General features: G+C 56.7%; 6 protein-coding genes. 3 read left to right on the top strand and 3 right to left on the bottom strand.

Annotated features, from left to right (window positions below; translation table 11 throughout):
* The first annotated feature begins 1,356 nt into the window (after window positions 1-1,356).
* The gene (locus tag ASF70_RS16785) at window positions 1,357-2,088 is read left to right on the top strand and encodes a peptidoglycan recognition family protein (RefSeq protein ID WP_062581256.1); all 732 of its coding nucleotides are present in this window, start codon (window positions 1,357-1,359) and stop codon (window positions 2,086-2,088) included.
* A gap of 18 nt (window positions 2,089-2,106) precedes the next feature.
* On the top strand, window positions 2,107-2,331 hold the full coding sequence (locus ASF70_RS16780; protein WP_062581254.1) for a hypothetical protein: 225 nt from the start codon (window positions 2,107-2,109) through the stop codon (window positions 2,329-2,331).
* Between the two features lie 134 nt (window positions 2,332-2,465).
* Here ASF70_RS16780 and ASF70_RS16775 read toward each other — a convergent pair whose 3' ends face one another.
* A complete protein-coding gene (locus tag ASF70_RS16775) occupies window positions 2,466-2,774 on the bottom strand; it encodes a hypothetical protein (RefSeq protein ID WP_062581251.1) in 309 nt (102 codons plus the stop codon).
* 86 nt (window positions 2,775-2,860) lie between these two features.
* On the opposite strand from ASF70_RS16775, the gene ASF70_RS16770 reads away from it, so the two are divergent.
* Window positions 2,861-3,559: a hypothetical protein gene (locus tag ASF70_RS16770; RefSeq protein ID WP_244474060.1), complete on the top strand. Its 699-nt coding sequence runs from the start codon at window positions 2,861-2,863 to the stop codon at window positions 3,557-3,559.
* Between the two features lie 352 nt (window positions 3,560-3,911).
* On the opposite strand, the gene ASF70_RS16765 is transcribed toward ASF70_RS16770, so the two are convergent.
* Window positions 3,912-4,097, bottom strand: coding sequence for a Flp family type IVb pilin (locus ASF70_RS16765; protein ID WP_062581247.1), 186 nt, complete (start codon window positions 4,095-4,097; stop codon window positions 3,912-3,914).
* Window positions 4,098-4,246: 149 nt separating this feature from the next.
* On the bottom strand, window positions 4,247-4,540 hold the full coding sequence (locus ASF70_RS16760; protein WP_244474059.1) for a hypothetical protein: 294 nt from the start codon (window positions 4,538-4,540) through the stop codon (window positions 4,247-4,249).
* Window positions 4,541-4,803: the final 263 nt, after the last annotated feature.

Genomic DNA, 4,803 nt, shown 5'->3' with positions numbered 1-4,803 from the left:
TACGCTATCAGCACCAACCCGGCGTGGGCAGCAGAAGCCAATGCCTTCATCGCGTGGCGCGATGCATGTCTGCTGTACATGTTCTCGCTGCTGTCTTCCGTAGAGGCCGGTGAGAGCGCCGCACCCACTATCGCCGAGTTCGTCGGCGGGATGCCTGAGATCGCCTGGCCGGATTAGGCCATGGCTCCAGCGCTGCGCAAGGGCGAGGCTCGGCGGTCGCCTCGGGATTGGAGCCCCAGCGCCGAGCCTCTACCGCAGCAACTGTCGAGATTGCCACGGCGTCGGAAACGTAACGAGCGCTAGCCTGATTCGCTAGATCGCGCACTACGGAAGGCTATACGCTTCACGACCTGAAAGAGCAGTACGACTGTCGCGATCCAAAAGTAAGTTATGGGAAACAGGAACCATAACCCAAGCGGGTCTACGAGAAACGAATGCATTGGTGCGAGAGCGATAAACGCTTGCAGTACCCAGATGCCATTCAGCTCGACGATGAGAGATCCGTACCAGCTGAAAGAGCAACTAAAGATCGGAAATTCTTCGCCAAGCTCACAACCTTTGAGGTTCAGCGACCATAGCACCAACCATACGGCTAGCGACATTGCACATACTGACCAGAAGCAGGCCGCGAAGATCACAGCGAGACTGTGAGATATACGGATGATCCGAAACATTTGGCTACCACAACGCCTCTACGATAGGGTCTAGCGCATAATTTGTGACCACCAATAGCGAGAGGTTGAGGCTCGGCGCTTACTGTAGGGAACGGAGACCCAACGCCGAGCCTCTGCCGTGGTGGGCATCAAGGAAGACGGCCACGGCATCACAGAAGCTAGCGCGTTAAAAATCTTTGGCCAGATGCGGTTTCTACTTAGGAGGCCCGGCGCCCGCTGTACGCGAGGTCCACCGCGCCGGGCCGCCGCCGCGGGAGGGGGGCCTTTAGGGGAAGGCAACCGCGACGCATCAGTTTGTAGCTGATCATAAGACGAGCACAACGGCCAGATCTGGCCTCGCTTAAGCTAAGCGACCCGGCGGGACCGAAGGTCAATGGTTCCGGTAGCGATCTCAAGGCACTGAAGTCCCTCCCAGGTGAGGCGGTATGGCTCATCAGTACATAGTCCGTGAGCTACCAGCTCTTGGATGCAGATAATGTGTTTGGAGCTAAGCCGACGCGGCAACTGACCTGCAAGCATGCGCAGGGTCTCGATTTCGTCCGGAATGAGTTCGGGCATGGGTTCCTCTGACGCTCAGATAGGCGTCCCCAGTTTCCGGGTCAACAACACCATAGATGTGTCAACGCATCGTGAACTCTCGCAGTCATCGCCCTTAGAAAGGCACCTCAAAGGAAAATTTGACATGAACTCGTCTCTGCAGAAAACGCAGAAGCGCTTGCTGACGCTTGGCTTCTCGCTCCCGAAATATGGCGCTGATGGCGACTATGGCAAAGAGGCCGATGATGCCTTCAACGCGGCGCTCGACCAGCTGGTCACGCTTCGCAGTCTGGTCGCGACACCGCCAACTTCTCTGCCACCCCCGATGCCCTCGACGTCTATCGACATCAAAGACCGGGTCATCCCTGCCGGCTGGATGCCAGATGCCAAGATCACCGGCATCATCTTCCACTGGACTGCCGGACAGAACAAGGCGAGCGACCTCGATCGTTCGCACTACCACCTCCTGATCGAAGGCGACGGCAAGCACGTCCGCGGCGTGCCGTCCATTAACCTGAACAGCCTTCCGAAATCGAAATCCGGCTACGCCCAACACACGCTGAACTGCAACACGGGGTTCATCGGCGTGTCGCTCTGCGGCATGGCGGGTGCCATCGAGAGCCCGTTCAGCGCCGGCAAGCAGCCGATCACGCGTGTCCAATGGGACGAGTTGGCAAACGTCCTGGCGCAGCTCTGCAAGCGCTACGGCATCAAGGTCAGCCGCAAGACCGTCCTCAGCCATGCCGAAGTCCAGACGAACCTCGGCATCAAGCAGAAGGGCAAGTGGGACATCGCCCGCCTGCCGTACGACACCTCCATCCAAGGCGCGGCCGCGATCGGCGACCAGATGCGCGCCATGGTGCAGTCCAAGCTTTAACCCCAGAAAGGTATTCGCATGTCTCAGTACAGCAAGCTCATCGGCGCGCTGGTCGGCAATTTCGTTGCCATCCTGCTCGCCTACATCGCAACCAAGTGGACCGGCGTCGCAGAATGCGCTCTCGTCGACCAGGTGCAGACCTGCACCGCCTTCGGCTTCAGCCAGGCACAGATCACGGCGGGCCTGATGACGGCGATCAACGCCGCCTTCGTCTACTTCTCCCCAGCCAACAAAGCAGCATGACCAAGCTGTCTAGACTCAAAGTTGGCCTGCAGCCCGCCCAGCTTCATCGCTCGGCGGGCTGAAAAGCTCGATATCGAAAGACAACTCGGCGCGGGTCGCATAATGCGCTGGCCTCACCGAATGGTTCTAGAGGTTCAGGTTGGTGAGGTTGTTTGATGGCCTGGCAAATATCTTGCTTCGTTGACCAGATCCATGATGGACTGCTTTGTGCCAGCGGGAGCTATCAACCATGCTAGCGTCATTGCGAGGGTGATAATGGCGATCGTCCCGCGCACATGCTTGTAGATAGCAAGCCATCCAAGCAGAGCGAAAAGCAGCGCAATAGCGACCGCTGCAATGAGAGGCGCGCCGACCGCCCAAAGGCACGCGAACATTACGACTGACGGCAAGTACTTTGTGAGGAAGAGCCAACGTTCTTCGAATTCTAGGTCGTCGCGGTACATACTCGATACTCCTGAACGATCCATCTTCAAACTTGAAGTTGTGCGTAGCAGCGTAACTGCAAGTCATATTTTGTGCAACGCACACAATGGCAAGCGAGCGGTCCAAGAGCGTTGAGCTTAAAATATGGTTAAATTCTGAAAGGGCATGGGGACTGATGACAGGGAGAAACGACATGCCCAACGGCGGCTTTGATCCAGAAGCGAAATACGCGCAGCTCGGTGAACGCGTCGAGAACCAGTCGCGCCAGATCGGCGACCTCGACAACCGGATGGGGAAGGGCTTCTCCGAGATCGCCTCGCAGATCCGATCGCTGGTCGACGACATCCGCGGCGGATCGAAAACGCAGTGGCCGATTATTATCGGTTTCTGTTCGGTGACGATCACTGTCCTGGGCGGTCTCGGCTTCATGGCGCTTCAGCCCATCAAGGACAACATCACGACGATGCGCGAGGACATGCGGATGCGTGCGCTCGAGACAAAGGACAGCCTGTCGACGGTCGTCGCCAGCATGGTCACGCAGAAGGAGATGGAGTGGCGCACGGCGCGTGGGCAGGAGGATCGCCAGCGAACGGAGACGGCAATCAAGGATATCCGTGATGGGTTGGTGCCGAGGGCCGAGCATGAGCGCGTATGGGCGAATTACGATCAGCGCTTCCAGGACCAGCAGCGGCAGGTCGACGAGTTGAAGCAAGCGCAGGGCAGCGTATACGGCGCGCGGGATGTGATCATGGATTTAAGGCAGAGGTTAGATCGCGTGGAGCGCGAACGGATCGGCCAGCCTTAGCGGCAGCTCAGGCGATTGTTCTCAGTTGCAAGGAGTTGAGCTTCACCAACCGTGATCTGATAGGACAGATTGCGCGCGCCACAAATCATCCTAAGAAAGTCGCGTGAAGACGTTGACCGGCCGTGAATTACACAGTGAGTGGATGGGCCAACGCCAGCGGGCATGGGCTCGGACTGCAACAAAAAACCGAACAACGGAGGTTCCCATTGTTCGGCGAGTTGAGTGCTGGACGCGTGAAATGGTGTCCACTTATCGAGGTACAATCTACACGTTAACTAGGAGTGAAAGACTGACCCGAAAACTAGAGTTCGCGCGCCATCTTCAGTCGGGCCACGTCGCGAGCGCCTATCGATTAGCACGTGGTGGCAGCGGATCCACAGCTGAGCTTCTTGGAAAGGTTTGTGAACTGGTTATTCAGTGCGCCACCGAGCGTAGTCGCCCCAGCGATAAGCGCAACCGAGATAAGAGCGGCGATTAGGCCGTACTCAATGGCTGTAGCGCCCGACTCGTCCTTCATAAAACGTGCAAAAACAGACATGCGATCCCCCGTAATTCGTGCCGTGGAACGGGTTGTCCCTACGTGTCATGTTTCTACCTAAAGAACACATCCGTTCCGTTAATATGATTGGTTAAATTGTAGTTGTGTCACGGTTTGAGATGGTCGTGCTTGATTTTTTTCCTCGAGTGCTAGTGCACATCTGGCATCGAATAGCTCCGGCCGATGGAAACGAGATACTCGGTGATTTCTCCTAAAAGGTGGTAGTGTTTGCCGTAGGCATCCGTGATCTCGTTTAGCTTCGGTATCACCTCCTCAAACTGGTCACCAATGAGGTCCGCATCGCCGATCACATAACCCACGCTGGCAATCCCTGTGATGTTGCAGCCGGTGGAGGCGACTTCATCGACGAACGCGGGTATGTCTTCGGACTTCATTTGGGCATCATGATCTCCCTTTCGCGGTGAAACGGCCAGCCGTGCCATTTTAGTTCCGTTCGCTATAGAAGGTTCAACCGTTGCGGTTGCAAGGGCAGGTTCGTTAACGATGCCACGACCTAGTCGGCGGCGTTAATGTTTTAGAAATACCTTGAATGAGAGGCTGCTAATCTTCAACGGAGGAGACTAGCATGGCTAAGATTACCACTGGCGAGAATGTAACCGTCCGTCCTAACGACTTCTGGGTCGTGAACGCGGCAGCAGCGCTTAACGAGCAATTCACAGGTCAGCAATCGGTCTCGGGAAACCTC

The sequence above is a fragment of the Rhizobium sp. Leaf321 genome (assembly GCF_001423215.1).
Classification (GTDB): domain Bacteria; phylum Pseudomonadota; class Alphaproteobacteria; order Rhizobiales; family Rhizobiaceae; genus Neorhizobium; species Neorhizobium soli.
This window is presented reverse-complemented; position numbering and strand designations above follow the sequence as displayed.

Bases quoted from the DNA above. Each gene is read 5' to 3' on its own strand.
- ASF70_RS16785 (WP_062581256.1), top strand. From the start codon at position 1,357: ATGAACTCGTCTCTGCAGAAAACGCAGAAGCGCTTGCTGACGCTTGGC.
- ASF70_RS16780 (WP_062581254.1), top strand. From the start codon at position 2,107: ATGTCTCAGTACAGCAAGCTCATCGGCGCGCTGGTCGGCAATTTCGTT.
- ASF70_RS16775 (WP_062581251.1), bottom strand. From the start codon at position 2,774: ATGTACCGCGACGACCTAGAATTCGAAGAACGTTGGCTCTTCCTCACA.
- ASF70_RS16770 (WP_244474060.1), top strand. From the start codon at position 2,861: ATGGCAAGCGAGCGGTCCAAGAGCGTTGAGCTTAAAATATGGTTAAAT.
- ASF70_RS16765 (WP_062581247.1), bottom strand. From the start codon at position 4,097: ATGTCTGTTTTTGCACGTTTTATGAAGGACGAGTCGGGCGCTACAGCC.
- ASF70_RS16760 (WP_244474059.1), bottom strand. From the start codon at position 4,540: ATGGCACGGCTGGCCGTTTCACCGCGAAAGGGAGATCATGATGCCCAA.